20 protein-coding genes and 1 tRNA gene are annotated in these 26,030 nt (G+C 56.7%); 17 read left to right on the top strand and 4 right to left on the bottom strand.

Going from position 1 to position 26,030, the window contains the following annotated elements; all coding sequences use genetic code 11:
- The first annotated feature begins 523 nt into the window (after positions 1–523).
- From ACRESJ_RS28095 to ACRESJ_RS28025, 15 genes are all read left to right on the top strand, one after another.
- Positions 524–1,309, top strand: a complete 786-nt coding sequence (locus ACRESJ_RS28095; RefSeq protein ID WP_180206730.1) for an SDR family oxidoreductase — start codon at positions 524–526, stop codon at positions 1,307–1,309.
- A 10-nt stretch (positions 1,310–1,319) separates the two neighbouring features.
- Entirely contained in the window at positions 1,320–1,790 is a 471-nt protein-coding gene (locus ACRESJ_RS28090) for a MaoC family dehydratase (protein ID WP_431760783.1), read from the top strand.
- A gap of 7 nt (positions 1,791–1,797) precedes the next feature.
- Positions 1,798–3,006, top strand: coding sequence for an acetyl-CoA C-acyltransferase (locus tag ACRESJ_RS28085; RefSeq protein WP_431760782.1), 1,209 nt, complete (start codon positions 1,798–1,800; stop codon positions 3,004–3,006).
- A gap of 64 nt (positions 3,007–3,070) precedes the next feature.
- The gene (locus ACRESJ_RS28080; protein WP_431760781.1) at positions 3,071–4,297 is read left to right on the top strand and encodes a helix-turn-helix transcriptional regulator; all 1,227 of its coding nucleotides are present in this window, start codon (positions 3,071–3,073) and stop codon (positions 4,295–4,297) included.
- 105 nt (positions 4,298–4,402) lie between these two features.
- Positions 4,403–5,779: a DUF1329 domain-containing protein gene (locus tag ACRESJ_RS28075; RefSeq protein WP_431760780.1), complete on the top strand. Its 1,377-nt coding sequence runs from the start codon at positions 4,403–4,405 to the stop codon at positions 5,777–5,779.
- A gap of 192 nt (positions 5,780–5,971) precedes the next feature.
- Entirely contained in the window at positions 5,972–7,012 is a 1,041-nt protein-coding gene (locus ACRESJ_RS28070) for a Rieske 2Fe-2S domain-containing protein (protein ID WP_431760779.1), read from the top strand.
- A gap of 456 nt (positions 7,013–7,468) precedes the next feature.
- On the top strand, positions 7,469–8,008 hold the full coding sequence (locus tag ACRESJ_RS28065) for a hypothetical protein (RefSeq protein ID WP_431760778.1): 540 nt from the start codon (positions 7,469–7,471) through the stop codon (positions 8,006–8,008).
- A gap of 281 nt (positions 8,009–8,289) precedes the next feature.
- Positions 8,290–9,219, top strand: coding sequence for a pca operon transcription factor PcaQ (pcaQ, locus tag ACRESJ_RS28060; protein WP_431760777.1), 930 nt, complete (start codon positions 8,290–8,292; stop codon positions 9,217–9,219).
- A gap of 128 nt (positions 9,220–9,347) precedes the next feature.
- The gene (gene pcaH / locus ACRESJ_RS28055) at positions 9,348–10,067 is read left to right on the top strand and encodes a protocatechuate 3,4-dioxygenase subunit beta (RefSeq protein WP_431760776.1); all 720 of its coding nucleotides are present in this window, start codon (positions 9,348–9,350) and stop codon (positions 10,065–10,067) included.
- Between the two features lie 12 nt (positions 10,068–10,079).
- Entirely contained in the window at positions 10,080–10,682 is a 603-nt protein-coding gene (gene pcaG / locus ACRESJ_RS28050) for a protocatechuate 3,4-dioxygenase subunit alpha (protein ID WP_431760775.1), read from the top strand.
- 275 nt (positions 10,683–10,957) lie between these two features.
- Positions 10,958–11,662 (top strand): hypothetical protein, encoded by a 705-nt coding sequence (locus tag ACRESJ_RS28045; protein WP_431760774.1) that lies wholly within the window; start codon positions 10,958–10,960, stop codon positions 11,660–11,662.
- Between the two features lie 194 nt (positions 11,663–11,856).
- Complete coding sequence (locus tag ACRESJ_RS28040; protein WP_431760773.1) at positions 11,857–12,696, top strand: DUF6502 family protein; 840 nt, start codon at positions 11,857–11,859, stop codon at positions 12,694–12,696.
- On the top strand, positions 12,693–14,447 hold the full coding sequence (locus ACRESJ_RS28035; RefSeq protein WP_431760772.1) for a DUF5666 domain-containing protein: 1,755 nt from the start codon (positions 12,693–12,695) through the stop codon (positions 14,445–14,447). Before ACRESJ_RS28040 ends, ACRESJ_RS28035 begins: the two co-directional genes overlap by 4 nt.
- 90 nt (positions 14,448–14,537) lie before the next feature.
- Positions 14,538–15,287, top strand: a complete 750-nt coding sequence (locus ACRESJ_RS28030; protein WP_431760771.1) for a hypothetical protein — start codon at positions 14,538–14,540, stop codon at positions 15,285–15,287.
- Between the two features lie 102 nt (positions 15,288–15,389).
- Positions 15,390–15,465, top strand: a tRNA-Phe gene (locus ACRESJ_RS28025).
- Positions 15,466–16,127: 662 nt separating this feature from the next.
- Here ACRESJ_RS28025 and ACRESJ_RS28020 read toward each other — a convergent pair.
- Both ACRESJ_RS28020 and ACRESJ_RS28015 read right to left on the bottom strand, forming a co-directional pair.
- Positions 16,128–17,558 carry an IS1182 family transposase gene (locus tag ACRESJ_RS28020; RefSeq protein WP_431760770.1) on the bottom strand — a complete coding sequence of 477 codons (1,431 nt, stop codon included), beginning with the start codon at positions 17,556–17,558 and terminating at the stop codon, positions 16,128–16,130.
- A gap of 267 nt (positions 17,559–17,825) precedes the next feature.
- Positions 17,826–19,442, bottom strand: coding sequence for an arylsulfatase (locus ACRESJ_RS28015; protein ID WP_431760769.1), 1,617 nt, complete (start codon positions 19,440–19,442; stop codon positions 17,826–17,828).
- Between the two features lie 316 nt (positions 19,443–19,758).
- Between ACRESJ_RS28015 and ACRESJ_RS28010 the strand changes: the two genes are divergently transcribed.
- The gene (locus tag ACRESJ_RS28010; RefSeq protein ID WP_431760768.1) at positions 19,759–20,379 is read left to right on the top strand and encodes a tyrosine-type recombinase/integrase; all 621 of its coding nucleotides are present in this window, start codon (positions 19,759–19,761) and stop codon (positions 20,377–20,379) included.
- 232 nt (positions 20,380–20,611) lie between these two features.
- On the opposite strand, the gene ACRESJ_RS28005 is transcribed toward ACRESJ_RS28010, so the two are convergent.
- Positions 20,612–21,784: a DUF2252 domain-containing protein gene (locus tag ACRESJ_RS28005; RefSeq protein WP_431760767.1), complete on the bottom strand. Its 1,173-nt coding sequence runs from the start codon at positions 21,782–21,784 to the stop codon at positions 20,612–20,614.
- A gap of 828 nt (positions 21,785–22,612) precedes the next feature.
- Complete coding sequence (locus ACRESJ_RS28000; protein ID WP_431760766.1) at positions 22,613–23,677, bottom strand: DNA translocase FtsK; 1,065 nt, start codon at positions 23,675–23,677, stop codon at positions 22,613–22,615.
- Between the two features lie 372 nt (positions 23,678–24,049).
- Between ACRESJ_RS28000 and ACRESJ_RS27995 the strand changes: the two genes are divergently transcribed.
- Positions 24,050–25,039, top strand: coding sequence for a phospholipase D family protein (locus ACRESJ_RS27995; RefSeq protein WP_431760765.1), 990 nt, complete (start codon positions 24,050–24,052; stop codon positions 25,037–25,039).
- Positions 25,040–26,030: the final 991 nt, after the last annotated feature.

The following is a 26,030-nucleotide window of genomic DNA, read 5'->3' as shown; positions in this document are numbered from 1 at the left end:
GAGCGGGCTTGCTCGCGAAGGCGGTGTGTCAGCCTCAGATGATGTTGGAAATCAGGGCCTCATCGCTGGCAAGCCAGCCACAGTTACGGCGTCGGTATCATAATTTGCGTATGACACAAAACCCTGTGGGAGCTGGCTTGCCAGCGATAGGGCCTTCACATTCAAGGAAGATGTTGATTGTGTTGATGCCATCGCTAGCAGGCTAGCTCCCACACTGTTTTTTGGTTGATCGCAAGTTCTGTGACCAACCCATGACCCCCTGTGGGAGCTAGCCTGCTAGCGATAGGGCCTTCACATTCAAGGAAGATGTCGAATGTGACGCCGCCATCGCTGGCAAGCCAGCTCCCACAGTTACCGGGTCGGACCCATAGTTTGAGTACTACTCAAAACCCTGTGGGAGCTGGCTTGCCAGCGATTGAAGCACCGCGGTGCTTCAAGCCTGTTTCTACCCCATTTTGACGATGTGCCCAAACACCCCCGCCCGTACAACTACAGCGTATCGATTCCCTCAGAGGTAGACGCTGTGAAACAAGCTCCCCCTTATGTTCCCGGTCATCAGTTGCTGGCCGGCAAGTCGGTGTTGATTACGGCGGCCGCCGGTGCCGGTATCGGTTATTCGGCGGCCCGGCGCAGTGCCGAGGAGGGTTGTCGGGCGTTGATGATTTCCGATGTCCATCCGCGCCGCCTGGAAGAAGCGGTCGAGCGCCTAAAGGCCGAGACCGGTCTGCAGGCGATTTATGGCCAGCTGTGCAATGTCACGGTCGAAGACGAAGTCCAGGCCCTGGTGGCTGCCGCTGAAGAGGCGCTGGGCGGCGTCGATGTGTTGATCAACAACGCAGGCCTGGGTGGTCAGAAGCGTGTTGTGGAAATGAGCGACGAAGAGTGGCTGCGGGTGCTGGATGTGACGTTGACCGGCACCTTCCGCATGACCCGGGCGATGCTGCCGCACATGCAGCGCCGTGGCGCCGGGGCCATCGTCAACAACGCCTCCGTGCTCGGTTGGCGGGCGCAGAAGGAGCAGGCCCATTACGCGGCCGCAAAAGCCGGGGTGATGGCGCTGACCCGTTGTAGTGCCCTGGAAGCCGCCGAGTTTGGCGTGCGTATCAATGCGGTCTCGCCCTCGATTGCCCTGCATGACTTCCTCAAGAAAGCCTCCAGCGAAGAGCTGCTCGCCAGCCTGGCGGGACGTGAGGCATTCGGCCGCGCAGCCGAAGTCTGGGAGGTGGCCAACGTGATGATGTTCCTGGCCAGCGACTACGCCTCGTACATGGTCGGCGAAGTGCTGTCCGTCAGTTCGCAACAGGCTTGAGGATTGAATCATGAGTCACGTTTTCAGCTCTGCCAAAGCCTTGCTGGCGGCCGAAGGTTTGGACCTGGGCCACACCGAATGGCTGACCATCGACCAACAGCGCATCGATCTGTTCGCCGAAGCCACCGGTGATCACCAGTGGATTCATGTCGATCCGGTTCGCGCCGCCAGCGGTCCGTTTGGTGCCTGTATTGCCCACGGTTACCTGACCCAGTCCCTGGCCAACCTGTTCATGCCGCAGTTATTGACCCTCGACAACATGGCGATGGGCGTCAATTACGGCAGCGATCGGGTGCGTTTTCCGGCGCCGGTCAAGGTCGATTCGCGGGTGCGTGGCAGCGGCCAGATCATCCGCGCCGAGCCACTGGGCGATGTCGTGCAACTGGTGGTGCGCATCACCGTGGAAGTCGAGGGCCAGGCGCGTCCCGGTTGCGTGATCGACACCATTAGCCGCTACACCTTCAACCCAATTTCCGAGTGAGCTTGTCATGGACCTGAATGAAGTTGTCATCGTCGCCACCGCCCGTACCGCACTGGCCAAGTCGTTTCGCGGATCGTTCAACGATACCGAGGCCCCGGTGCTGGGTGGCCATGTGGTGCGCGCGGTGGTCGAGCGCGCCGGCATCGAGCCGGCTGATGTAGAGGACGTGATCATGGGCGCGGCGGTGCAGCAGGGCACCCAGGCCTACAACATTGGCCGGCTCTGCGCCTATACCGGCGGCTTGCTCGACACTGTGCCGGGCATGGCGCTGGACCGCATGTGCGCCTCGGGCCTGATGAGTATCGGGGTGGCGGCCAAGGGCATCATGACCGGCGAAATGAACATCGCCATCGGTGGCGGCGTGGAATCCCTGTCGCTGACCCAGACCAAACACAAGAACAGCTTCCGCGCCCAGTCCGAAGCCGTGTTGCAGGTGGTGCCCAGCGCCTATATCCCGATGATCGAGACCGCCGAGATCGTCTCGCGCCGTTATGGCATCAGCCGCGCCGCCCAGGATGAGTACTCGCTGCAAAGCCAGCTACGCACCGCCGCCGCGCAACGCGATGGCTTGTTTGACGAGGAAATCGTCAGCCTGAGCGTGGACAAATTGTTGTTCGCCCCGGACGGTCAGCCCAATGGTCATGAGCGCGTGCAGGTGACGCGTGACGAGTGCAACCGGCCCAACACGCGCCTTGAAGATTTGGCGGGATTGAAGCCGGTATGGAAAGACGGCAAGTGGATCGAGCAGGGCGAGTTCGTCACTGCCGGCAACGCTTCGCAGTTTTCTGATGGCGCGTCGGCCAGCCTGCTGATGAGCCGGGCCGAGGCTCGCCGCCGTGGCCTGACGCCACTGGGCATTTACCGTGGTATTGCGGTGGGTGGTTGTGCGCCGGAAGAAATGGGCATCGGGCCGGTGATTGCCATTCCCAAACTGCTCAAGCGCTTCGGCCTGAGTGTGGCGGACATCGGTTTGTGGGAGATCAACGAAGCCTTCGCCAGCCAGGTGTTGCATTGCCGCGATGCGCTCCACATCCCCGCCGAGCGCCTGAACGTCAATGGCGGCGCGATTTCCATCGGTCATCCGTTCGGGATGTCCGGCGCGCGGATGGTCGGCCACGCCTTGCTGGAAGGACGGCGGCGCGGTGTGCGCTATGTGGTGATCGCCATGTGCATCGGCGGTGGCATGGGTGCCGCCGGTCTGTTCGAGCTGCCGTGAGGCATCGCTGTTTCAACTGAAACCATGAGGGCCTGACGGTCAGGCCCTCTGCCGGGGAATGGTTATGCAAAGTGGTCTGCCCAATGCAGAAGTCCTGGCGCAAATGGGCCTGGAACTGGCCGAATACGAACGAATCATCGGCAACATCTACGACTCGGCGATGGACACCCGTTGCCTGAACGATTCATTGCGTGAGGTGCGGGCCTTGTTCAAGGCCAATTTCGTGACCTTGATCCTGCGCGTCCAGGATGAACCGCTGCTCTCGCCGATGATCGTCGCCGGGGACGTCGAACTGGGGGAGGGCGGGATCAATCATTACGCCTATTACGCCAAATCCTCCCTGTTCGAGCGACTGAGTACCGACACGGTGTTCACCATCGACGAACTGATGAGCGATGCCGAATGGGCCAGCTCAGCGTTTTACCTGCTGTATTGCGAACCCTACGGTTGCTATCACATGCTCGGTGCCGATATCCGCATGCCGGATGGCGGTACGGTGCGCTTTCGGATCAATCGACCCAAGGAACAGCCGCGTTTCAGCGATGCCGAGCGGGCCATGTGTGCGATGTTGTTGCCGCACTTGCGCCGGGCCTTGCACATGCATTCGTTGCTCGATCGTAGCGAGTCGCTGGGCAGTCTGTATTCGCAGACGATCAACCGCCTGGCGGTGGCGACCATCGTGCTCGATGAGAACGGCACGGTGGTGCAACTTAATCCCGTGGCCCGGGAGATTCTCGATAGCCAGGACGGCCTCAAGGTTGTCGGTGGTCGATTGGAGGCGACTTATCCGAGCGACAATCGCGAGTTGTCGCGCCTGGTGCGCAACGCCTTTCAACGTGCCAGAGAGGGTGCCAGACAGGGTGCCAGACAGGGTGCCGGCAAAGGCGTGCAAATGGCCGAGGCGACTTCGATTTCCCGGCCTTCAGGGCAGGTCAGCCTTGGGGTGGTGGTGGAGTTGATTCCATCCCGGGAACTGCTCGAAGGCACTGGCAAGCCCACGGTGGTGGTGTATGTGCGCGATGCGGTGGGCAAGTCACTGGTGAGTGCGGTGCTGACCTCGCAACTGTACAACCTGACCCCGGCGGAAACCGCACTGGCGCTGGAACTGGCGAACGGCCTGTCGCTGGAGGAAGCCTCGGAGACGCTGAACATCCGCCGCAATACTGCACGGGCACACCTGCGTTCGATTTTTTCCAAAACCGGCGTGCGACGCCAGACCGAGCTGGTGCGCATCATGCTCAACAGTGTGGTGGCCCTGGGCGCGCCGCAACCTTCAGCGTCCCGGCTGTGACCCACCCTTGCACGAAAATGCGTTAGTCCGTGCGGACGATGCTGGCGGTCTCCTGGCCTGTCGATACTGGGCAACCCATGTCGAACCTCGAAAAGGAGAATAAAAATGATCGGCAGTTTTCAGAACCGTGGCCGGGTCTTGGCGATATTGCTGGGAGGCAGTCTCATCGGCACGACCCACGCTGCACCGGAGGACGTCGAGCGCCTGGGCAAGGACCTGACGTGTGTGGGAGCGCAAAAGGCTGGTAATGCCGACGGCAGCATCCCGGCGTTCAGCGGTAAATGGCTGGGCGTACCGCCCCACGTTGATTTCAAGGGCACTGGCAACCATCCCGTGGATCCGTATCCCGACGAAAAGCCGCTGTTCGTGATTACCGCGCAGAACATGGCGCAATACGGCGACTACCTGTCCGACGGGCAAAAGGCGCTGTTCAAGTTGTACCCAGGCACCTACAAGATGCCGATCTATCCCACTCATCGTGATTTCCGCTTCAACGATGCGGTGTGCCAAGCCACTCGCGAGAACGCCAGCATCGCGCGTCTGGTGGATGACGGCGAAGGCGTCGTGGGCAAAACCGGTGGCACAGCCTTCCCGGTTCCCCGTAGCGGTCTGGAGCTGCTGAAAAATGCCTCGACCTTCACCTTGCGCGCCTGGACCGAGGAGTACGTCTCCGACAACGCCTATGTGCTCAAGGACGGCAACATCAACTGGGGGCGCGTGCATTCACGCAACCTGGCGCCGGGGCTGGAGCCGGGCAAGATTGGCGAGACCACCGGCAACTCGTCGTTCTACCTCAACGAGACCTTGTTGCCGCAACGGGACAAAGGCGAGATCAACACCGGCACGGAGTTCTGGAACGACAAGACCGAACCGCGCCAGTCCTGGCGTTACGATCCCGGCACCCGGCGCGTGCGGCAGTCGCCGGGGTATGGCTTCGACATGTCATTCCCTGGCAGTGGCGGCTCGATCACCGTAGACGAGGTGCGTTTGTTCAACGGTTCGGGGCAACGCTATGACTGGAAGATCGTCGGCAAGCGCGAGATGTACATCCCCTACGACACCTATCGCCTGCACGCGGCCAATCTCAAGTACGCCGACCTGTTGACCCCGGGTCACATCAACCCCGATGCCTTGCGCTTTGAGCGCCATCGGGTCTGGGAACTGGAAGGCACCCTCAAGCCGGGCTACCGCCACCTCTATGGCAAGCGCAAGTTGTACATCGACGAGGACACCTGGTTCCCCATGCTCGCCGACAACTACGACAACCGGGGCGAGCTGTGGCGCACCTCGATGCTCAACTTTTTCTACGCCTATGAAACCCAGCGACCGCAGGCCGGTGTAGGCCTGTACTACGACCTCAATGCCGGCAGCTACCTGGCGTTCAACCTGATCAACGAGCAGCGCAACGGCTACCAGTTGAACAAGCCCGGTTTCAGCCCCCGCGACTTTGGCCCGGAGGCCGCTCGCCGCTTCGGCCAGTGACCGTAGTGCTGTGACCGTAGTGCAGGGCGCCCGTTTTCAAGCGGGCGCCCGCTGAGAGTTGATCGCATTTGACCTAGTCCAATTGAAGGATGTCGGCCTTGCGCGGCTGCTCAATCATGTTTGCCATGGGATCACCCTTTATTTTCTGGGGGCATTGCTTACCCCGACGTCTGCAACCGAGGAACAATAACAATGACGAAACTCGCTGAAATCAGCATCGAGAACGCCCAGCGTACCCACCGTTACGCGCGCGGCTGGCATTGCCTGGGCAACGCCAGTGATTACCGTGACGGCAAGCCACACACCCTGGAAGTGTTCGGCACCCGTCTGGTGGCCTTTGCCGACAGCCAGGGCACCATCAGCGTTCTGGATGCCTATTGCCCGCACATGGGTGCAGACCTGTCCCAAGGCACCATCGAGAACGACAAACTGGTGTGCCCGTTTCACCACTGGAAATACGACACCGGTGGCAAATGTGTGGAGATCCCATACTGCAAACGCATTCCGCCCAAAGCCAAGACCCGCAGCTGGTTGACCTGCGTGGAAAACAACCTGCTGTTCGTCTGGAACAACCCCGAAGGCCGTCCGCCGAAAGAGGGCGTGATCATTCCGCACCTGCCGGAGATGGATGATCCGGAGTGGATTCATGACTGGAACATCGACACCATGCATATCGAAACCAACCCACGGGAGTTGGTCGATAACCTGGTGGACGCCCAGCACTTCGGGCCGGTGCACGGCACGCCGACCAAGTATTTCGCCAACGTCTTCGAAGGCCACATCGGTCATCAGATTTTCCATGGCGACTCCGAGCGCCTGGGCGGCGACCTGATCGCGCCATCGGCCTACTACGGTCCCGCCACGCACTTCACTCACATCAGCTCGATGTTCGGCGATGTGCGCATCCACGCGATTTTGCTCAACAGTCACGTCCCGGTGACACCGAACAGCTTCGACCTGCGCTTTGGTTGCATGGTCAAGCGGATACCGGGTTGGACAGAAGAGCAGAACCAGGAAGTGGCGAAGGCCTATGTCATGGGTAACCGCGACTCGTTCTACCAGGACGTGGTGATCTGGAAGCACAAAATCCGCATCGACAAGCCGGTGCTGGCCGAAACAGACGGCCCGGTCTATCAGTTGCGCGAGTGGTACGAGCAGTTCTTCACCGACGAGGATCAGGTGCCGGCGAGCATGGCCGAGCGTCGCGAATTCATCACGGTCGACGAGCGCTGATTGGCGGTAAACCTCTTCAAGCGGCCTGACGCTTGAAGAGGGCTCGATGGGAAGCAGACGCTTGCCTGCGACTGCGCAGGGGCGTTCCAAAGATCATGAGAGCACTCATAATGAAAATAAAAAATCATGTTGCCTATTATGTTCCGCTGTCGATTCTGGTCCTGATAGTTGCCTCGTTGCTGGCAGCACCGCCCGAACCTCGAAACGACAGGCTGTGCAAGCAATATACGAACTGCATCACCGCCATTCCCAGTTTCAGTGGCTGGCCGGTATTACGATAAGGGCAGTTGCTCGCTGCCCAAAAATATAAATCCCGCCGAGCAAAGTGGACGCCGGGATTTTTTACATTGCAGTGCTTTGGCCGATAACCGCACATCAACGACTTCGTGCGACTAATACCGGCCATTCTGATGAGAGGGGGGGGAAAGCAACGCACCTCAAATCAGGAGATCTGTGATGAACAGAACGTCTTGGCTGGCGATAGTCGTAGCCGTAGGGGCTATTTCAGGTTGTGTGAGCCGATCCGAGATTGTCGATGTCCCCCTTCAAGCGACCCCGCAAAACGCAGAGCATATCGCTCGAGCCACCTTAAGCCCGGTGGGCAACCAAACCAGTATCTGGCTCACCCTCGGTGGTGTCCCGCACGACCTGGCCCTCTCCAGCCGCATTGACACGGCTATTTATGCCGGCACCTGCCAGAAGCTGGCGGCGCAACCGGCCTACAAGACCCATCAGGCCAATAGCGTCGACTACCCATCCCTGGCCCCGCGTACCCAGTACTGGGCCCAGGCACCGGTGGCGCTGAGCGACTTGACCAAGGGCGGCTATGCCTTGCTCATCAGCACCAGCCCGGCAGACGGCAGCCGGCCGCTGTTTTGCGGCAATATCGCCGCTGGCTCGGGAGGCACCACCTGTAGGAGCGAGCTTGCTCGCGAGAAACGTCAGGGCTACGCGGGTATTCAGACATCCCGCGTCATCGTTGGCGACCATCGCTAGCAGGCTAGCTCCCACAGATTTGTGGCGTACACAGTTTTCATGTTCGCCACCAACCCCTGTGGGAGCGGGCTTGCCCGCGAAGACGTCGGCCCATTCACTATCAATACGTCAGACCCAACGTTTGATTTTCGTGATTCCTGCTGCTCGCGACCCGTTACAATCGGGCAATTAGCAATCACTCACTGTGTGAATAGCGCCGTTGAAGTGAAAAATGAACAGCGCAACAATGTCGCCCCTCATCCAACACCCGGCACACCATTCCACGAAGTCAGAGCACCCAATTGAACATCGACACCCGCATCAAATTCCGTCATCTGGTGTGTTTTCTCGAGGTGGCGCGCCAGGGCAGCCTGGCACGTGCGGCCGACAAGTTGGCGATCAGCCAACCTGCGCTTTCCAAGACCCTGAAGGAGCTGGAGACCCTGCTGGAAGCCACCCTGTTCGAGCGTAGTAAAAAAGGGTCGACACTGACCGAGGCCGGCACCGCCTTTATGCGCTATGCCGGGCCGTGCGTGCAGTCGCTGCGCGAAGGGGTTAACAGTTTGCGCTCCGGTGGACATGAGCCGATCACCGTGCAGCTCGGTGTGCTGTCCACCGTCGAAAGTCTGCTGGTGCCTGAAGTCGTGCGTCGCTTGCACGAGCGCCACCCCGCTTTGGTGGTCAGTGTCATGACCGGCCCCAGTGCCTATTTACTCTCGCAACTGCGGGTCGGCGAATTGGACCTGGTGGTGGGTCGAATGACCGATAGCGCCTTGATTTCCGGGCTGACGTTCGAACATCTCTACAGCGAGTCCATGACTCTGGTGGTACGTGCAGGCCATCCGGTTCTCAGCGATCCACTGGGGCATAAAAATCTCGAAGACTATCCGCTGGTATTGCCGTCGGCGGGAACGACGATCCGCAAGTTCGCCGACAGCTTGTTCGTGCAACACGGGATAACGCCTTCACGCCAACGCCTGGAAACGCTGTCGGTGGCCATGAGCCGGCGTTACGTGCAATGCAGTGAGGCTATCTGGGTTGCGCCCCTCGACGCTGTCCGGCAGGACTTGAGGCAAGGTGAATTGCTGGAGTTGAATCTGGGAATGCGTGAACCAGGCGGTTCGGTGGGGCTATGCAGCAACCCTGCGTTGCCGCTGACACCCGCGGTGCAGTGGTGTGTGAAGGCCTTGCGCGAGATCGGGCAGGAATATCGCGAAGGACAATATCCATAACCATTTGGATATGGATTGGGTGTTTTTTTTCAATTTTGGATGGACCCGCATCAGTGGAAACTGGGGGCCAAGAGTCGCTGTCCGTGCAGCGGCTGCCCCCGTCCAACCATAAGAACAGGAAAAACGACATGTCTGATGCGCACGATAGCCGCTTCGTCATTCGTGACCGTAACTGGCATCCCAAAGCCCTGACCCCTGACTACAAGACGTCGATTTTGCGTTCACCGCGTCAGGCGCTGGTGAGCATCCCGCAATCGGTGTCCGAAAGCAGCGGTCCGGACTTTTCTCATCTGAAGATGGGGCGGTACGACAACGACCTGTTGTTGAATTTCAACAATGGCGGCCTGCCCATCGGCGAGCGCATCATCGTCGCCGGCCGCGTTTGCGATCAATACGGCAAGCCGATTCCCCACACCCTGGTGGAAATGTGGCAAGCCAATGCCGGTGGCCGTTATCGCCATAAAAAGGACAGCTACCTGGCGCCGCTTGACCCGAACTTCGGCGGTGTTGGCCGTGCGCTGACCGACCGCGATGGCAACTACAGTTTCCGCACCGTCAAACCCGGTCCTTACCCATGGCGCAACGGCCCCAACGACTGGCGACCGGCTCATATCCACGTCTCCATCAGCGGCCCGTCCATTGCGACGCGGTTGATTACCCAGCTGTATTTCGAAGGTGATCCGCTTATCCCGATGTGCCCGATCGTCAAGTCGATTGCCAATCCGGACGCGGTGCAGAGCCTGATCGCCAGGCTTGATATGAGCATGGCCAATCCTATGGATTGCCTGGCTTATCGCTTTGATATCGTCCTGCGCGGCCAGCGCAAGACTCACTTCGAAAACTGCTGAGGAGGCCTGCGCATGCCCGTTCAACTTCTGCCTGAAACCCCATCGCAAACGGCCGGCCCTTATGTGCACATCGGCCTGGCGCTGGAAGCTGCCGGCAACCCGAAACGTGAGCAGGAAATCTGGAGCGAGATGGCCAAACCTGGCGCGCCAGGCGAGCATATTCTGTTGCTGGGCCACGTTTATGACGGTAATGGACACTTGATCCGCGACGCGTTTCTGGAGCTCTGGCAGGCTAATCACGATGGCGTCTATGACACCGGTTACGACCTGGAAAAACCGTTCAACAGTTTTGGCCGTACCGCCACCACCGATACCGGTGAATGGACGATCAACACCGTAAAGCCCGGCATCGTGAACAACGCCGCGGGCGTTCCGATGGCGGCCCACGTCAACGTGGCGCTGTTTGCCCGGGGCATCAACATCCACTTGCACACCCGTCTGTACTTTGACGACGAACCGCAAGCCAATGCCGTGGACCCCGTCCTGAATCTCATCGAGCAACCCCACCGGCGTGAATCCCTGATTGCCCGGCGCTGCACGGTTGAAGGGAAGTTGGCCTATCGGTTCGATATTCATCTTCAAGGTGAATCGGAAACGGTGTTCTTCGACTTCTGACAGCGTTGCCTTGTAAGCCCTACCTAACCGGGGTCAGACCACCATTTATTCCAAATGTGGTCTGACCCCGGTTTTTTTTGACCCCGATCTTTCCCTTCTTGCGATTTCTTCACGACCAACCATTGGTCGACTTTTCCGTACGCCGCTTGAACCTCTGTGAAAAGAGGTCTATTAATTTCGTGTGGGAAAAAATCCCACGCACAGAATTCCAGAAAAAGTTCTAACGATTAACACTCGATTTGGCGTTTCTCGCGGTAATGACCAGGAGACGGAAAATGCAAATTCATAAGTTGTTCAAAAGGGCTCTATTGGCGATGGCCATTGGTGGCGTGCTGTCGGCGTCCATCGTTTTGATTCCCGATTCGATTTCTCATGGCTCCAGTGCTTACGCCAAAGAAGGTGGCGGCCATGGCGGTGGAGGCGGCGGTGGCGGTGGCGGTGGCCACGGTGGAAACGGAGGCGGCAGCGGCGGCGGTGGCCATGGTGGTAATGGAGGCGGTGGCGGCGGAAACGGTGGTGGCGGTAGCGGCGGCGGTGGACACGGTGGAAACGGCGGCGGAAGCGGAGGTGGAGGCGGTCATGGTGGAAACGGCGGCGGCAGTGGAGGTGGCAGCGGCGGCAGTGGCGGCGGCGGGCATTCTGGCGACGGTGGTGGTCATAGTGGCAGCAGCCATGGCGATGCGGGCTCGAGCCACAGCGGGAATTCGAATTCCGGGCGCAGCAGCAACCATGCTGAGGCTGGGGATGATCATGGCAATCACGTGGGTGGCGAGCCTGGCGATGATCATGGCAATCATGTCGGTGGCGAGCCCGGAGACGATCATGGCAATCATGTTGGCGGCGAGCCTGGCGACGACCATGGCAATCACGTTGGTGGTGAGCCTGGCGATGATCGTGGCAACCATGTGGGTGGCGAACCGGGCGATGACCGCGGCGTTCACGTCGGCGGCGAACCAGGGGATGACAACAGCAGGAGCTGAATCACGCTGACGGGATCTCATACAAAACCATGGGGGGCGGGTTTTGTATGAGGCGTGGGCCCAGCCCATCACAGCCCCACTCCACGCGATTGCAGTGAGCGCTTAGAGCTATCCCTGAATAAAGTGGTTACCAACTCGTATGGGATTTTTTCCCGCGCCGTTATACTGGGGTTATCTGTTCAGGAATGCGCTCAATGCAATCGCCCACCTTACCTCCTTCCCTGTTAAGAGCCCTGCGGCGGGTCATGCGCCCTCTGGTGCGCCTGATGCTGCGCAAAGGGATCACCTATACGGTGTTCGCTGATTTGCTCAAGGAGGTGTTCGTCGATGTGGCTGACCGGGAGTTTCGCCTGGACGACAAGGTCCCGAGCGACAGTCGCATCAGCCTGCTTACGGGGGTTCATCGCAAGGATGTTCGGCGACTGCGCAACGAGAGCGACACCTCGTTCTCGGCGCTGCCGGAAAACATTACCTTAGGCGCACAGTTGGTCAACGCCTGGACCCGCTGTGGGCCTTTTTGTACCGATGCCGGTCAGGCATTACCTTTGCCGCGTCTGGCCAGTGCGGGAGGGGACTGCTCTTTCGACGCCCTGGTGGCGAAGGTCAGTACAGACATCCGCGCGCGGGTGGTGCTCGACGAATGGTTGCGCCTGGGCGTCGTGCGGCTCGACGACCAGGACTGCGTGCACCTTGAAACCCAGGCGTTCGTGCCACAGAAGGGCTTCGACGAAAAAGCCGCGTACCTGGGCCACAACCTGCACGATCATGCCAGTGCAGCGGTGCATAACCTGAGCGGGGAAGGTCAGCCTTTCTTCGAACGCAGCGTGCACTACGATGCCCTGACCGTTGCCAGCGTCGATACTTTGCGCGAGGCCGTGACGAAGGAGGGGATGCAAACCCTGCTCAGTTTCAACCGGCTGGCAGCAGACCTCGACACCCCTGATTTGCCTGCCGAGCAACAACAGCGCATCACGATCGGACTTTATTTCTACACTGAGCCCACCGATCCCGATTCGCCGAAGACGTCCCCATGATTTCTCTCAAGCGTTGCTTCAGTGTCTTCACTCTTGTCCTGGGTCTTGGACTGAACCTGGTGCCTGCGGCATGGGTGCAGGCAGCACCGGCCTGTGTCAGTCGCGATGAAATGGGCATGGCGGGCGCTTCGGACTTGCAGTTTCCGGGCGGCATGGGCGGAACCGGGGCAAAGGCTGGCGGTGTGGGCGGTACAGGCATCCAAAGTGAAAACGGGGGCGTGGGTGGCACCGGTGCGCCGCTGCAACAGCGTCCGGGCGGTACCGGCGGTACGGGCGCGGTGGCTGACGGCGTGGATGGCACCCACATCGATCGCAGCCGCGGTGGCGTGGGCGGCACGGGCGCACCGATCCTGCGTCCGGGAGGTACTGGCGGCACAGGTATCGTCGGCACCATCACAGGCTTCGCCTCGATCTGCGTCAATGGCATGGAAGTGCACTTCGGCAAAGACGTGCCGGTAAGTGAAAACGGCGCATCCTCCAGCAGCGCTAACCTGGCGATAGGGCAGGTTGTCGCGGTGCAAGCGTTCGCCACCAAGCGAGGCCTGCAAGCCGGGCGTATCTCGATCCTGAACGTCTATGAAGGGCCGCTGACGGCATTGCCTAATGCGTCGGCACCACTGCGGGTCATGGGGCAACCCGTGCGCCTTGCCGCGGGGGCGCGGGTCGCTGAAGGGCTACGTCCGGGGGATCCGGTCAAAGTCAGTGGTCTGCGCGATGCCAACGGTGAAGTCGTGGCCAGCCGCATCGAACGGGCGCCGGGCCTCAAGGAAGCCAGCGCCATTGGCTCGGTCGATCGTACCGGCACCCTCCAGGGGTTGAAACTGGGGACTCGTGTGGCACCGGCGCAAGAAGTGCTGGTGCGTGGCCAGTGGTCCGGTCGTCAGTTGGAAGTCGCCCAAAGCCGTCCAGACCCGAGCCTGCCTTTTGCCGGTGGCGTGCATGAGGCCGTGATCGAAGGCCTGGTGCAGAGGCGACAGGATCGACACCTGGTGGTCGCAGGTTTCAATGTGACACTGGGGCGCGACACCGTATTTGTAGGCGAACAGTCCTCCAGGGTGGGATTGGATCAGCGCGTTCGGGTGAACGGGGTGTTCATGGGTACCCGTGACGTTCGGGCGACCCGTGTCGAGTTCCAGAACGAACGCCCCGATACCTCGGGCAGGGGCCATTCCGGGCGAGACAACCGCACGGATGCCGATACTGATCGCAGTGCCGATGATTCAGGCAGCTCCAACAGCAGCGGTCACGGAGGGCACGATGCAAGCCTGCGCAGTGACGGCAGTGACGGCAGTGAAGGCATCAGCGATGGGAGCCACGGGGGCGATCGTAGCGACAGCGGAAAATCCGAGACGGTGGACAGGTCTGGAAAATCCGAGTCAGTGGATAAATCCGGAAAGTCAGAACGCGTCGAGAAAGTGGAGCAACCCGAGAATGAGGACCATAGCGGACGGTCCGAGAAGGTCGAGAGGGTCGAAAAAGTAGAGAAGGTTGAAAAAGTAGAAAAGGTCGAGAAGGTGGAGCGACCCGAGAAGGTCGAGAAAGTCGAGAAGGTGGAACGACCCGAGAAGGTCGAGAAAGTCGAGAAGGTGGAGCGACCCGAGAAGGTCGAGAAAGTCGAAAAGGTGGAGCGACCTGAAAAGGTAGAAAAAGTCGAATTGCCCGAAAAAGTGGAAAAGGTCGAAAAGCCTGAGAAGGTGGAAAAGGTAGAGAAAGTCGAAAAAGTAGACCTCCCGGATCGATCTGGCCGCTAAATCACCCGATGCGGCCATTCTACAACCGGTAAATAAGCAACTAGGCTGGGTAAGTTCGATCACACTTCTCAACGGGACCTTGAGGTGCAGATGAGACCCATGCTTTCCCTTCTTGCCAGCCTGTTGGCAAGCTTCACCGTGCCGGCCCTGGCCGATACTTTCAGCACAGCCATCGGTATGGATTATTCAAGCGGTGACTATGGTACGGGCACCACGTCGGAGATCTGGTATGTCCCCGTGGTCGCAAAGTATGAAACCGGTCCCATGACGTACAAGGTCACCGTACCCTGGTTGCGCATCACCAATCCCGAAGTCGGCCCGAACGGTGACCCGTTGCCCGGCGGTTGCAGGGACGTCGAAAGCGGCCTGGGCGATACGGTCACCAGCGTCGATTATGCGTTGCTCGATGGCAGTGAGGGCGGTCTGTTGCTGGACTTGATCGGCAAGGTCAAGTTCCCCACTGCAGATGAAGATCAATGCCTGGGCACCGGCGAAGTCGACTATAGCGCTCAAGTCGATATCGCCAAGGCCTTCGGCTCGGTGACCGGTTTCGCGACCCTGGGCTGGAAAAAGTTCGGCGACCCACCCGACAGTAATTTCGACGACCCGGTGTTTGCCAGCCTCGGCTTCGCCATTCCCGTGGCCCCACGTACTTCAGCAGGTGCTTCCTACGACTGGAGGCAGAAAGTTGTCTCCACCGGTTCACAAATTCAGGAGTTCACCCTGTTCCTCACCCATAGGCTCAATCATGAGTGGAAGGTCCAACTGTACGCAGTCAAAGGCTTCACTGACGCAAGCCCCGATGCAGAGGGCGGGCTGATGCTTTTTCACACGTTCTAACGGTGATGGCGCCAAACGTACTCGTAAGTATAGATATCCATTGATTTTTTTTGATTTCGAGCTTGACGCCTCAGCAGCAAAGAACGTTTAATGCGCCCCGTTGCCCAGATAGCTCAGTCGGTAGAGCAGGGGATTGAAAATCCCCGTGTCGGCGGTTCGATTCCGTCTCTGGGCACCAAAATACCGAGAAACCCCAAGAAACAATGTGTCCTTGGGGTTTTTTATTGCCTGCGATTTTATGATCGCTGGACCATTTCTGGACCAAGGCGCTTCGGCAGTGTGATTGAAAGGCGTCCAACGGACTTTCGGCACCGGACCCAAAACTGAATAGTTTTAATCTAATTTAAATTGTCAGCTTGAGAGCCTCCCTCAGACAATCTGAGACGTCGGCAATACAGTCCGCCCCAGCGCAGCCCTTTCGTTCCCCCTGGCACGCCACAGAGCCCCTGAGCACTCTCGACCGCCTTTCACTCCAGACGCTTACAAGTCACGCGGTATGCGCGGCACGCATAAACCAGCCTCTTGAGTCGAACAGTAGGACTAAATACTGGACCTCCGATGCAACTGGGTAATTGCACGGACTTGCCCACCCATTTGCATTCAACTAATCAGTCATTTGCATCGGCTTTGACCAGTACCCTTCGTGGCCCTGACCGGCAGAGATCGGCCCAGAGCGTGTAAAAACACTTTGGATGCAGAGGATTGGGTAATCGGTGGTTTTTCGCTGCGCTGGAAGTCTCCAGGGGCCTCATCCAAGCCAAATCAATGTTGCTGTATTGATATCGGGACTTGTGCCAGCGGGTACCTGCTAAATGCGGTTGTCGCACCGCTCAAAAGGCTTCAGGCCTTCATTGCCGCCATCAAGGCATCACTGCCCAACAGCCGTAGCACGCGTTTGAAGTTGTAGGCGAGCACATGCAGGCTCATCTCCGTGCTCACCCGGGTAAGGGTTCTGGTGAGGAAATGCGTGGCCCCCGTCCAGGACTTCAGTGTGCCGAAGGGATGCTCCACTGTTTGGCGGCGGATCCGCATCATTTCTGGTGCTTGATCAAGACGACTCTGCATCGCCTCGACGACCGACTCATGTTCCCAACGGCTAACTCGCCGCTCAGAGCTGGGTGTGCAACGTTCCTTCAAGGCGCAATTGCGGCAGTTCGAACTCCAGTAGCGATGTAGTTTTAACCCCTTCTCGACGCTTGCGTAACGCCAGATCAAGCTTTGCCCGGCTGGGCATCGGTATTCATTCGTTGAGGTGTCATAGATGAAATCACCTTTGCCGAATCGACCAGCCGCTGTCGCTCCCGACGTCAGTATCTTGGGCACGAAAACGGTAATTCCAGCTTCATGGCACGCCAGTATTTCTTCGCCTTTGAAATACCCTCTGTCTGCGACTACCGACAGTTCTTCGACACCCATGGCCTCTCGTGCGTGCTTTGCCATCGAACTCAGTTGGTCTCGATCAACGCCATCATTCGTCACCTCGTGCGCCACGATCAGGTGGTGCTTCGCATCAACTGCAGTCTGGACGTTGTAGCCGACCATTCCTGTTCCGCGCGTCTTCATCGAGCGAGCATCAGGATCGGTTAGGGAGATCTGTTTATCCGGCGTTTCGTTTAGCTGTACCTCGATTTGCTTGAGCTCCTGCATCTTGGCTTTCAAGGCCGAGATCTTGTCATGGAGGCGTTCGGCTTTGGCCTGAGCTACGGAAGGTTCCTGACGGTCTGCGGTATCAAGTGCTGTCAGATAGCGATTGATACTGGACTCAATGTCCTCCATTCGCCGTCGAAGTTTGGCGCTGGTGAAGTTCCGGTCTCGATTGTTCACCGCCTTGAACTTGCTGCCGTCGATGGCAACGAGCGCTTCGGAAAACAACCCCAGTTGTTGGCACAGCACCACAAATTGGCGGCACACACCGCGGATGGCCTTGCCGTTGTCTTTGCGGAAATTGGCGATGGTTTTGAAGTCCGGCATCAAGCAACCAGTCAGCCACATCAACTCGATGTTGCGCTGGGCTTCTCGCTCCAGGCGTCGGCTTGATTGAATGCGGTTGAGATAGCCGTAGATGTAGATCTTCAACAGGATCGCGGGGTGGTAAGCAGGCCGCCCAGTATCGGCGGGAATGACGCCTTCAAAACCCAGCTTGACCAGGTCGAGTTCGTCGACAAAGACGTCGACTACGCGCACCGGATTGGTATCGCTGACGTAGTCGTCAAGGCTTTCGGGAAGCAACGTGCCTTGACCTCGGTGTTCACCTTGAATAAAGCGCTTCATGGGCAATCCCAGCGATGTAATCCTTAGAAATCATAGCAAGGGTTCGCGGAGGCGTTTTTACACACTCTGGGCCAATTTCAGCCATTGCTGACCCGCAACTTCACGCCCTGCGGAATTCAGTCAACCTCAATCGAGACTCCTCTGGAGCGGTGAACCACGCTTCCTCAAGGCATTCAACTAGGCGGTTTCAACGCTCAACCCTGCGCCATTGGACAATGGCGATATGAATACGGGTGGCGAACACCGACCACCCGTTTACCCGACTGCTTACTTGGCCATCTCCGCCCGGGCCGCAGCGATCTTGGCTTTTACCGAATCGAGGTTGAAGCTCGCGCCTTTTTGCATCGGCGGGAACTCGATAGCGGTTTCCGCCAGCTTGGCGACTTGCTGCTGGACGAACACGAAGCGCCAGAACTGGTACTTGAACCAGTCGAAATACTGCTGCGAACCTTGCGCGGCCTGATTCTCCGGCCAACCCATACGTTCGAAGGGGTCGAGGCGCAGGTTGGTCAGGATCGGTACGTCGACCGCCACCTTGGCGCCCATCCAGCCGCCTGGCTGGTCAACAAAGCGATATTTGTAGTCGCCTATTCGCACCGCACCCAGCGCACTCTCGCCAAAATAGAAAATTTCATTACGGGTCGACGGCCCCTTGCCCGTGATCATCGGTGTCTGGTCGTAGCCGTCAAGATGCACCTTGTAGGTTCGGTCGCCCAGTTGTTTGCCTTTGAGCAGTTCCTGAGTGATGTTCGGGTTACCGGCCGCCGCGACCAGGGTCGGGAACCAGTCCATACCGGACATGATGCCGTTGGCAATCTGATTGGCCGGTACCTTGCCAGGCCAACGAATGATCGCCGGAACCCGGAATCCACCTTCCATGATGGTGCCTTTGCCCATGGCGAACGGCGTGGTGCCGCCATCCGGCCAAGTGAAGTTTTCCGCGCCATTGTCAGTGGTGAAAATGACAATGGTGTTGTCATCCATGCCGTCTTTTTTCAGCTTGGCCATGACGTCACCGACGATATCATCGAGCTGTGCCATGCCGGCTTCCTGTTCCGACCAGCCATTTTGCGAGTTGCGCATGGCTTCGTACTTGTCAGACAGGTGCGTGACGATGTGCATGCGGGTCGGGTTCAGCCAGAGGAAGAACGGTTTGTTGTCCTGCTTGGCCTTGTCGACGAAGGCAAAGGCTTTGTCGCGAATCTCGTCGTCGACTGTTTTCATCCGTTCCGGATAGAGCGTGCCGGCGTCTTCGATTTTCTGTTTGCCGACCTTACCCCAGCGCGGCATGACCGTGGTGTCATCGGTGGTGGTCGCCCAACTGTGGACCATATTGCGCGGGCCAACGGTGGCAAGAAGCTCCTGCGGATAGTTGGGGTGCGCCGGGTCTTCCATGGCGTCGAGGTGATAGAGGTAGCCGAAGAATTCGTCGAACCCGTGCACGGTGGGCAAGAATTCGTTGAGATCTCCCAGGTGATTCTTGCCGAACTGGCCCGTGGAATAGCCCATGGATTTCAGCGCTGTAGCGATGGTCACGGCTTCGGCGGGAATACCTATGGGAGAACCGGCCTGCCCAACAGTGGTCATCCCGGTACGGATCGGCAGTTCGCCGGTGATGAAGTTGGCCCGCCCGGCGGTACAACTGGCCTCGGCGTAGTAGTCGGTAAAACGCATGCCTTCAGCCGCGAGCTGGTCGAGGTTGGGTGTTCGACCGGCCATCATGCCCTGGTTGTAGACACCGATGTTGGACCAGCCAATATCGTCACCCATGATGACTACAATGTTAGGGGCTGTTTTGTCGGCGGCTTGAGAGAGGCCGGGGAAAACCACTGCAGACAACAGTATTGATACAGCGAACGCCGTTGATAACTTTGTCCGGTTCATGTTGAGCTCCTGCGTACTTGCGTGAGTACCCTGAGACGAGCCCCCGACCGTCCTTAAAAATTGGATCCCCCGCGAAGAGCGTAGGTACGAATTGCTAATTATCCAGTATTTAGTTTCTCGACTGTAAGCTGTTGTTTCATGGGCTTTACAGCTGGACTGTCAGATCGATGGTGGCACCTCATCCACCCAAGGTCCGCGTATCTAGGTAAAGATAAATCGTCTTCTCGCATCATCGAGCGTCTTCAATGGGTCGAATAGCGACTCTACGCATTGCGATTGATCCACCCTTGTCCTCCCTCAACCTGGAGGACAAGCCATGAACACTATTGCTTTACGTCGCCATCAGCCTTGGAACAAGGGAAAGCTTGTAGGGCAGAAAGCCCCGCTCCGAGTCAGAGACATCTGGGCCATTCGAATCAGGCTTCAGCTTGCGGAGAAGACACGGGATCTGGCTCTCTTCAACTTGGCCATCGATAGCAAACTGCGTGCCTGTGACTTAACCAAGCTACGAGTGCGAGACATTGCGCATGGGGAGCATGTTTCGTCACGGGCCATCGTGATGCAGCAGAAAACTCAGCATCCAGTGCAGTTTGAAATCACTGAGCAAACTCGAACGGTTCTGGAGGCTTGGATGCATCAAGCTCACCTCCGCAGCGAGGATTTCTTGTTCCCTAGCCGTTTGCACGACTCAGACCATCTCTACACAAGACAGTACGCTCGAATAGTTAAAGCGTGGGTGACCGCCATCGGCCTTGACCCAACCATGTACGGTACTCACACGCTACGGCGAACCAAGGCATCGTTGATCTATCGCAGGACCAAAAATTTGAGAGCAGTACAACTCTTGCTTGGTCATACGAAGCTCGAAAGCACTGTCAGGTACTTGGGCATCGAGGTGGACGATGCTCTAGAAATGGCCGAGCAGACAGAAGTCTAATCATCCACTGCGACGGTCTGGGCCAGATCGTCGCTTTCCGACCCATAACTGCCGGACATTTCGGTCTAAAAAGTCAGGTGGATTCACAATCCATTGCGGGCAGTCTGGCTTTTCTATACACCAGGGCCGATTCAATGCGAACGAAATTGATCATTGCTGCACTTAGCCTCCTTGCCGCTACTGGGGCGTGGCAGAGTCTAGTAAGGCAAAGCAATGCGATGGATCGGCCTCATCACTCTTCTTCTCTGAGTGCATTGATCCGCCCTGATTTTTCTGCAGTTATCAGCGCGGCATGATCTTTCGCATTTTGATTGGCATAGGCGATGGAAAATTTGCCAATGGCCTGGTCGAAGGAGTCCAGCTTACCTAGGTAGCCACTGATGATCGCCGCATCCCCGGATTTGGCATGGGCGCGGGCGAGGGTATGACCACACCACTCTGCGTACATCTTCATCCGTGCGGCGGAAATGCCTTCGATAGGCGCTGACATTTTCATGTCTCGCAACTGGCGCACAAAGAAATGACGGCCATTTTGCCCACGTGTCCAGCCCAGAAAGATGTCGCTGGAGGACTGCATCAGTCGCTGCCCAGTGACAACACGCTGCCCCTGGTTCTCATAGTCGCTCTTGCCTGCATAGGGCGCCAATACCGAAGGACAGGCTTCTTTGAATTGCAGGAGCAAGGGGTGGTTTTCCGCGGAAAAGAACAGACCAACGAAACAATAGGTTCCCACGCTCCCGATCCCGACAGCTTTGACGGCAATGTCTTCGAGACGGTAACGATCGAAGAGAACGCGCCGTTCATGGGGCAGCGACAAGCGATAATCGTGCAATGCGATACGGACTCGCTGATTGAAGCCCTTTTCATACACATGAAAAAGCAAGGGTGGTTGATCGATCAGTCGCCGCCGCCCGCCAACTTCGCTGCTGATCTTGGGATAGAGGTAGTCACCGAGACGCATCCTGGCCTTTGCGATCACTTGCTCGCGAATTTTCTTGATTTCAGCATTGGGCGCCATGTCGATGATCGATTGGCCATCCAAGCGGTCATACCAGACATCCAGTGGGCCCATTTTCGAGAATTTGCGCAGGCTCTGGCGGTAAGCACAGACGCATTTGACTGCAATGCTCCGTGCCTCTTTATCGTTGAGTCGGTTATCGCGTGCGGCCACGGCAAAACTGATCGCTAGGCGTTTGACATCCCATTCCCAGGGGGCCGGGAGCGTTTCGTCGAAATCGTTGATGTCAAAAATCAGATTGCGCTCAGGTGTCGCGAACAACCCGAAGTTCATCAGGTGGCAATCCCCGCAGGCTTGCACGTGAATGCCAGTGGTTGGGGTCGTGGCCAGGTCATGCGCCATCAAACCCGCAGAACCACGTAAAAAAGTGAATGGACTGCGCAGCATGCGCCCGTAGCGCAACGGCACCAGGTTGGGCAGTCGGTAGCGATTGGACTCTTCAAGGAGTTTGATAGGGTCGCGGTGTTTGCTTGGTGGTCTCCATTCGGCGTGAACCGAATGTGGCAGACGTTCGCGTAATTGCTCACCTGCGAACAGACGCTCCTTGCGCGAGAGAAAAATCGACTCGTCACCGGTGTCGTCCGATGGCTTTGCCAAGCTGCCGACAGGCTTGCTTTTGCGGGGGGCCATGTCCACTCCTTTGCTCAACGAAGTCTGACTCCCTCAGGCACAGGATCTGGTAATGCGACTGTTCCATCAGCCCCCGGGGCGCGCGTGCACTAGCATCCAGGAAAGAGTCGAAGTTGTTTTTGAAGCGTAGCAGCTCCGATCCTGGATGCTGTATTGCCAGTATTGAATGGGCGCTGGATTCGGAGAACTATCCGAATGACTGTGTTCGACTTGAGCTTACCCGCGAAAGCTTCACCGCGGTCAGCCCGATTTATTGCGCAACCGGGATTGCGTCAAAACCGCTTATAAAGACATGGGGTGTTACTCCATCGACTGTTTCTCGCCGATTACGGTGTGCGAAGGACTGCAATTGGCCGATTCTGTTGAAAAAGTCGGATTTTCCAGACTGGCCCATGCTGACCGCTGAAAACGCCTTTTTTGCACGTCGCTACGCGAAATCTGAGCCCCGACTCCTCTGCTCAAAGTAAAAATTTCAATCTCACGCGCGTACTTTTCTGCCGAAAAAACCATGGCCGACTTTTTCAACAGAATCGGCCGATTGTCGCCTGTCGCGACTGGCTGCAATGGGTCGACTGCTGCCCTTTCTTACGGGCAGAAATCGCCAAGGATCGGCCTTTGAGCGTCTACGAAACCAGGAGCATTCACACAGGTGCATGGCTTGAGTTCCAACGGCGGATCGAAGGCAATCCCGCCCATGTGGAGACGCTTATATGGACAGTCAACACCTAGGCGCCACCCCTTCGGCATCCCATCTTTTAATTTCAAGCCTCCGAGGCTTGGGCCATAATCAAGATATTTCCTTTCAGCATCTGAGATATATACGACAGCCAAATGTTGTCTCATTTCGCGTGCCACATCTTTAATCGACCAGCCCTCCTTGAAGAGTGCAACACCACAATGCAATAAGTACTTACGAGGAACTATATGCTCCCCCCAACCTGGGCCGTTCTTTCCGTACCCTTTAGGGATGAAATCCACAGGGATAAAATTAATAAAACAATCGGTGTTCTCAGGAGCCTCTCCGATAGAGACCCGTTGAATGAATCTAGCAAGTCGAATATAGCTTCTTTCAATTTTCGCCTCTAATTCCTTAACCTTTTTGTATCTCAGATTTTGCTCAGCACACAACGCCTCAAGTTCATCTTTGATTTCCCCATATTCTACAGCAGGGGAATAGTTTTCTAGTAGCCAACTTGCGAGGGCGTAAGCGGCACTGAACAGTGAAACATTTGGAGCGTCTTCAAGCACCTTAAATACTGCTTTGCGCTGCTTAACAGGCTCTCCTCTCGTGGGTCCGGCAGGCGAGAGAAGTGAAATCGCTTTTGTATTGCCACCATTGCCTTCCTCGTGGCTCTCCCACAGAAAAAGCGTGGTCTCAAAAACAGATCGAATATATTTCTCACGATTGGACATCGCAGGGGAAGGCTCATCTTTCATTTTGTACTCTTGGGTCAGGGTGCGAAATTCGTTGTCATTAAGAGCACCGACCACTCCATTTTTTTCAAGGATGGCCATTAAAGATCGGGCAGTACTGTAGCCTAGCTTGAGTCTGCGCTGTAGCAACGAAATGGAAACCGATTGCTCGGCGACGAGAACTTCTACCGCCGCAGCCACGATGTCAGGGGAGTGATCTGTCAGGAGTTGATTCATGTATGACGTTCCTAGCGCGCAAATTCATAATGGGGATACCTTGCGTTTCTGCTTGGCCCCCCAGCAACAGCCTCCACGTTCTTCTAACCTTTCACTTTTTGAGAATATTTTTCCCAGGTGCTCAGCAACTGGATGGAATCAACTTGTAGGTGTATTGAATGACTGCTTCTGGCCGCTCACTGCCGGCGAAGGTTACGAAGCGTGCTGGTCAAGTACGATGCAAACGGGTGGCCAAGTCAGTGCAATTACCCGACCTGGCCTCAAAGCTCCAAATCTGCTCAAATCATGGCTCAGGTAGGCACGGAAGCCCCTGCACACTCCAATCGAGCGTCATTCAACTTATAGTTTTTAGAAATCAACAGTGAGGACGTCATGTTTCTATCCAATGGACAGTATCTGGACCAAGTCCGCCGGTTGGTGGAGAACAGCCAGCATTTAGCGATAGCTGTAGCGTTTTGGGGGGAGGGGTCGGAAGCCTTGTTTGACCATTGGCAAGGTAAAGACCTTCGCATTATTTGTAACCTTGCTAGCGGAGGCACAAATCCATCCGTAATTCGCCGCTTGCAACGGCTTGAAAACGTCGAACTACGTAGCCTGGAGAATCTGCATGCCAAGGTCATTCGCGGAAACAGTGGTGCAGTTGTAGGATCGGCCAATTTTTCAAGTAATGGTCTTGGGTTAGAGGGTAGTGAATCACACCATTGGCTAGAGGCTGGCATATTTACAGATGTGGTCACACAGATCCAAAGCATTGATGCCTGGTATGAAGAGGTTTGGAGTAAGGCATTTGAAATCGATGAACAAGCCTTGTGTGCTGCAGAAAAAGACTGGCAAGCCCGTCGCAACGAGCGGCCAGCACATAAAGGTGATATCCGCTTTATCAATGCCCCAAGCGAAGCACTGAAAGATCGGCACATTTACCTTGCCGTGTACTGGGAAAACTCAACAGAAGTGGCCGATGCGGCTTTGGCTGAGGTCCAAGAGACATTTAAGCTCACGGAGCAACAACGTCGCCAGGCGTTCGATTGTTTTGAAGACTGGCCTGACGGGCAAGAAAACAGTTTGCCTATTGACAGGACGATCATCGTTGTTTACTACGGAAGTAGTGGTGCAATCAAAGTACAAAATGCATGGAGGCGCATCCCTAGACTAGATAAACCCAGAGTAAAAATGCTCCAAAGGGAAAATACAGTCGCTGACTGGTCGTTCTCTTCAACCGACCAAAAAGAGTTCGCCAAGCGTCTTCGGCCTTGGCTTGAAGCTTTAGACAAAGAGGACGCCTACTCAGAGGGAGCATTGTGCCGTCCTTTGAATGATTTCTTGGCCTGGCAAAGACACAATGATCTACGCTCGCAATCATAGGAACGGCATTGGCCCCGCATAGCCTTCTCGCTTGAGTATGGTATCCACTCAATTTGATTTGCCACCAAAGTTAGGACACCATCGCCCTAAATGCTGGAATCAGGAAGGTACGTTTGGCAGACGCTTACCTTCCTTAGCCAAATAGTTAATTTGAGCAAATAAGTAGCCCTAGACAGTCCTCCAAGCGTTTCTTTCCTTTAACCACCTTGAACAATTGGTTACTTGTTGCGTGCTTTTGTGATTCATAGGTACGAATAGCCAACCGGGTTAGTTCTGGCATCTTTCTAGCTAACATTCGCCCCAAACTTCTGGCGCGTCGATTCTTTTCTTTGTCCGAAAATTCCGGAGAAATAAAACAGTAAAAGCTCGCGAACACGCTAACATTAGTGGCCTCGGGGTACGTAAAAGCAATCGATTCCCGAATTATGTCCTCCACAGTAGTAAGGTCGAACGCATCACGAACCTTTGCGTTCACCAACTCATAAAGCATTGTCTTTTTCACTTCAAGGTTCCTTTTTCAAAATTCAGCTTTTTTGTAAGCTCTCTATTGTTTTGTTCAAAAAAACCGACCGCTCAGGTTTCCCCTTGGATATCCAAGGGGAAACGCCTAACACCTGCTCGACCCTGGAAATCCTGGGCATAGCCGTAATTGCGTCAAAAATCCGTAGATATATTTATATGACCCCAACACTTCGTAGGGTGAATATTCAGGAGATACCTATGTGCACATGCAAAAACCCTTGGATTTCCAACGCAGTCGACACTGCCCGAAAAATCCCTGATCCAAGAGTCCAGGTCGCAATTAGCGTCTACGACCTATTCTGCACGTTATGCCGCGAAAAATAGGTGGTTAAACAAGCTTAAGTCGAAAGCTTAAGTTATGCATGCGCGACAGCTTAACTACCGTTAACACCCCCAAATCTAAGCGATTAGAGTTCAATCGAACGATGTTTGTTAGTGCGATTACGGCGCAACTCTGCCCGACAGAAAG

Source organism: Pseudomonas sp. (genome assembly GCF_050739655.1).
In the GTDB taxonomy this organism is placed as follows: domain Bacteria; phylum Pseudomonadota; class Gammaproteobacteria; order Pseudomonadales; family Pseudomonadaceae; genus Aquipseudomonas.
The sequence above is the reverse complement of the archived record's forward strand: the minus strand, read 5'-3'. Positions and strand labels throughout refer to the sequence as shown.

What these genes read in the sequence shown, in the direction of transcription:
- ACRESJ_RS28090 (WP_431760783.1), top strand. Translation starts at nt 1,320, where the DNA reads ATGAGTCACGTTTTCAGCTCTGCCAAAGCCTTGCTGGCGGCCGAAGGT.
- ACRESJ_RS28085 (WP_431760782.1), top strand. Translation starts at nt 1,798, where the DNA reads ATGGACCTGAATGAAGTTGTCATCGTCGCCACCGCCCGTACCGCACTG.
- ACRESJ_RS28080 (WP_431760781.1), top strand. Translation starts at nt 3,071, where the DNA reads ATGCAAAGTGGTCTGCCCAATGCAGAAGTCCTGGCGCAAATGGGCCTG.
- ACRESJ_RS28075 (WP_431760780.1), top strand. Translation starts at nt 4,403, where the DNA reads ATGATCGGCAGTTTTCAGAACCGTGGCCGGGTCTTGGCGATATTGCTG.
- ACRESJ_RS28070 (WP_431760779.1), top strand. Translation starts at nt 5,972, where the DNA reads ATGACGAAACTCGCTGAAATCAGCATCGAGAACGCCCAGCGTACCCAC.
- ACRESJ_RS28065 (WP_431760778.1), top strand. Translation starts at nt 7,469, where the DNA reads ATGAACAGAACGTCTTGGCTGGCGATAGTCGTAGCCGTAGGGGCTATT.
- pcaH (WP_431760776.1), top strand. Translation starts at nt 9,348, where the DNA reads ATGTCTGATGCGCACGATAGCCGCTTCGTCATTCGTGACCGTAACTGG.
- pcaG (WP_431760775.1), top strand. Translation starts at nt 10,080, where the DNA reads ATGCCCGTTCAACTTCTGCCTGAAACCCCATCGCAAACGGCCGGCCCT.
- ACRESJ_RS28045 (WP_431760774.1), top strand. Translation starts at nt 10,958, where the DNA reads ATGCAAATTCATAAGTTGTTCAAAAGGGCTCTATTGGCGATGGCCATT.
- ACRESJ_RS28040 (WP_431760773.1), top strand. Translation starts at nt 11,857, where the DNA reads ATGCAATCGCCCACCTTACCTCCTTCCCTGTTAAGAGCCCTGCGGCGG.
- ACRESJ_RS28035 (WP_431760772.1), top strand. Translation starts at nt 12,693, where the DNA reads ATGATTTCTCTCAAGCGTTGCTTCAGTGTCTTCACTCTTGTCCTGGGT.
- ACRESJ_RS28030 (WP_431760771.1), top strand. Translation starts at nt 14,538, where the DNA reads ATGAGACCCATGCTTTCCCTTCTTGCCAGCCTGTTGGCAAGCTTCACC.
- ACRESJ_RS28020 (WP_431760770.1), bottom strand. Translation starts at nt 17,558, where the DNA reads ATGAAGCGCTTTATTCAAGGTGAACACCGAGGTCAAGGCACGTTGCTT.
- ACRESJ_RS28015 (WP_431760769.1), bottom strand. Translation starts at nt 19,442, where the DNA reads ATGAACCGGACAAAGTTATCAACGGCGTTCGCTGTATCAATACTGTTG.
- ACRESJ_RS28010 (WP_431760768.1), top strand. Translation starts at nt 19,759, where the DNA reads ATGAACACTATTGCTTTACGTCGCCATCAGCCTTGGAACAAGGGAAAG.
- ACRESJ_RS28005 (WP_431760767.1), bottom strand. Translation starts at nt 21,784, where the DNA reads ATGCTGCGCAGTCCATTCACTTTTTTACGTGGTTCTGCGGGTTTGATG.
- ACRESJ_RS28000 (WP_431760766.1), bottom strand. Translation starts at nt 23,677, where the DNA reads ATGAATCAACTCCTGACAGATCACTCCCCTGACATCGTGGCTGCGGCG.
- ACRESJ_RS27995 (WP_431760765.1), top strand. Translation starts at nt 24,050, where the DNA reads ATGTTTCTATCCAATGGACAGTATCTGGACCAAGTCCGCCGGTTGGTG.